Annotated in this window: 1 protein-coding gene and 1 pseudogene; one reads left to right on the forward strand and one right to left on the reverse strand. The window is 57.0% G+C overall.

Annotated elements, in window-relative coordinates:
* A pseudogene (locus WBG04_RS10275) lies at positions 1-359 on the forward strand (IS4/IS5 family transposase); the annotation flags it as partial.
* 73 nt (positions 360-432) lie between these two features.
* Here WBG04_RS10275 and ltrA read toward each other — a convergent pair.
* Entirely contained in the window at positions 433-1,872 is a 1,440-nt protein-coding gene (gene ltrA / locus WBG04_RS10280; RefSeq protein WP_424314331.1) for a group II intron reverse transcriptase/maturase, read from the reverse strand.
* Positions 1,873-2,776: the final 904 nt, after the last annotated feature.

The following is a 2,776-nucleotide window of genomic DNA, read 5'->3' on the forward strand; positions in this document are numbered from 1 at the left end:
GCACGAAATCACCTCACATGATCTACCGCGAACTGCTGATGCACGTGATCGCATATAACCTGCTTCGAGCGATAGTCGCTCAGGCGGACGAACCGGATCGTGTTAGCTTCAAAGGATCTCTGGACCGGCTCAATGAGTGGATGCCCGCCATCATGGGTGCCGGATCGATCAAGTGCCGCAAGCGAATGATTGAAGACATGCTCGAAACAGTGGCGGAAGATCTGGTGATCGAACGTCCGCGAAGACGAGAACCCCGCCTGGTAAAGCGAAGACCCAAGCCCTTCGGAATGATGACCAAACCGCGAGGCGAGGGCATGGAACTCGCCCACCGATCGAAGTATCGAAAACCCTTAAGTTAGTGCCATTCTTGAACGCGGTAGGGACCGCCGTTACCGGCGGCCCCCCGCTCAGATCCGTACGTGAGGAACTACCTCATACGGCTCCTGTCTTAAGTCGGGCGCGAAATCGCTTTTCTGGATAGGGATGAATAATGCGGGGCCGGGGAAGATGCTTTCTCGCAAGTCTCTGCATCCTCTCCCATGTCCAGCGGCTCTTACCTCTCTGACTACGACGGCGGATCACACGATGCCATAGGCGCGTCACTTCATCGACGAAGCGACACATCTTTATGCTGTTTCCGGGGACGGCATGATAGTTCAGCCATCCCCGAACCACACTGGCCAGCCACCGGGCGGTTTCGCCCAGTGGACGGTGCATCCTTTTGCGTAGTTCCACCCGGATTGCCGTGAATTTCGCCCGCATCCGCTTCACAATCGAGTGACGATGGATCGTGAAATGCCCACCCTTCCGTGTTCTCGCACACTTGTGTGTGAATCCGAGAAAATCGAAGGTTTCGGGCCGTTTCTCTCCGCGCCGTTTCCGGTTCATGGCCGCAAAGCGTCCGAACTCGATCAAGCGCGTCTTCCCAGCGTGCAGCTTCAAGCCAAACTTGGCGAAACGCACCCGGATCTCCTCCAAACACGCTTCCGCCTCATCGTAATGCTCGAACCCGATCACGAAGTCGTCCGCATAGCGCACAACAATCACATCTCCGCGGCAGCGCCTCTCGCGCCACCACTGTATCCATAAATCGAAGACATAGTGAAGATAGAAATTTGAGAGCAAGGGCGAAATCACCCCGCCCTGCGGAGTCCCCTCATCTGTCTCCGAAACCTCCCCGTCCTCGATGACCCCGGCCTTGAGCCAGTTCCTGATCAAGCGGAGGACACGGCTGTCACCGACTCGGTGCTCCAGAAACGCGATCATCCAATCATGGTCAATCGCATCAAAGAAACCCTCAATATCGGCGTCCAGTATCCAGTTCACCTTCTTGCCGGAAATCGCCACACTCAGCGCATCAAGCGCGTCGTGTTGACTCTTTCCCCGCCGGAAGCCATAGCTGAACCCGAGCGAATCCTCCTCATAGATGCATTGTAATATCTCCGTGACCGCATGCTGGACGATCTTGTCCTCCAGCGATGCAATCCCCAACTTCCGTTTCCGGCCGTCGGGTTTTTCGATATATCTTCTACGTGATGGTTTCGCCCGGTAGCTTCCCCGGTGAATCCGACCGTGAAGGTCGATCAATTTCGCCTCCAGGTCGTGTTCATAGTCATGCCACGTCACCCCATCGACTCCGACCGCCGCCGTCTGCTTCAGTTTGAAAAAGGACCGTCGCAACGCATCGGCATCCGCATGGTGCAGCAATGCCGTGAACTTCAACTTGCCGTCCTTGCGGGCGGCTTCACGCACACGGTTCAGCCCGCATGTCCCTGCCTCATTCCGGATCGGCGTCCGGGGCGGGGCGGTCTGGACCGCGTTCCTCTCGACTGGGTCCCTCCCCTCCATCCACTCCGCAGATGCTTCAGACACATCCTTGTTCGCAGACTTCGCAGGCAATATTGACCCATCTGACTTCCTGCCAACGTGCATTCCCGCATTACCGTCGGAAACGTTCACGGGACGGCCCTGAAGGTAGATTTCTTCCTCTAGGGTGCTGATGGGATTTGATTCGCTATCGCTCACCCCTCGCGGGGCTCCCCTCCGGGGACTCTACCCTGCGCTGCGCTGGTGTTCCCGGTTCTCGCGCTTGGAACTTCGACACATGCACAGGTTCTACGACTCCGCCGTGTCCATCCTCACCTTGCCCTGGCGCTAAGGATGATACTGCCTTCCCCTTGTCAGTACAAGGTCGGCACACGGAATTGGTGATTTCGGAGCTCAATGGCTGGCCTGCGTCTCCACTTACCCATGCTACACCCGGAGCATCACTGCTCCCAGCGTAGGGTTTGGGGCCAGAGCTACTGGCTAGGTTTTCTCTGTAAGACTCTTTCATTCTCTATTCCAAGCCGGTTTATCCCGGCGCTTTCACTGACCCCTTTTTGCTACGACCCGCAACGTCTCGGCAATCCCGAACTGGCCCGCGCCCGCAAAGAGCGCTACCTCCGCCGCCAAGCCGAGCAACTCGGCTTCGCCTTGACCCCGGTCGGAGGGGAAGTTTCATAAGAGTAGGTTGTCCCAAGTATCGCCGAATGTTACCTTGACGTCCAAGGAGTTTGGAGAAAACCTCTGCGATCGATACACCAAGAACAAGCTCCAGCTGCTCCTTGCCGGGAGGCCTCAGGCCCCCTAACAAGGGACATGCTGGATATTTCGACCAACCACGTCCCGCTACCCACGCCATGTCTTCCATTTACTTTTTTTGGCCATATCCACCTGTTTACTGGTGACTCTTGGCTCCGCTCCAGGAGAAGAGGCACCCGTGCCAGACTTGTCT

Origin of the sequence: Haloferula sp. (assembly GCF_049672945.1) — a bacterium.
Taxonomy (GTDB): Bacteria; Verrucomicrobiota; Verrucomicrobiia; order Verrucomicrobiales; family Akkermansiaceae; genus Haloferula.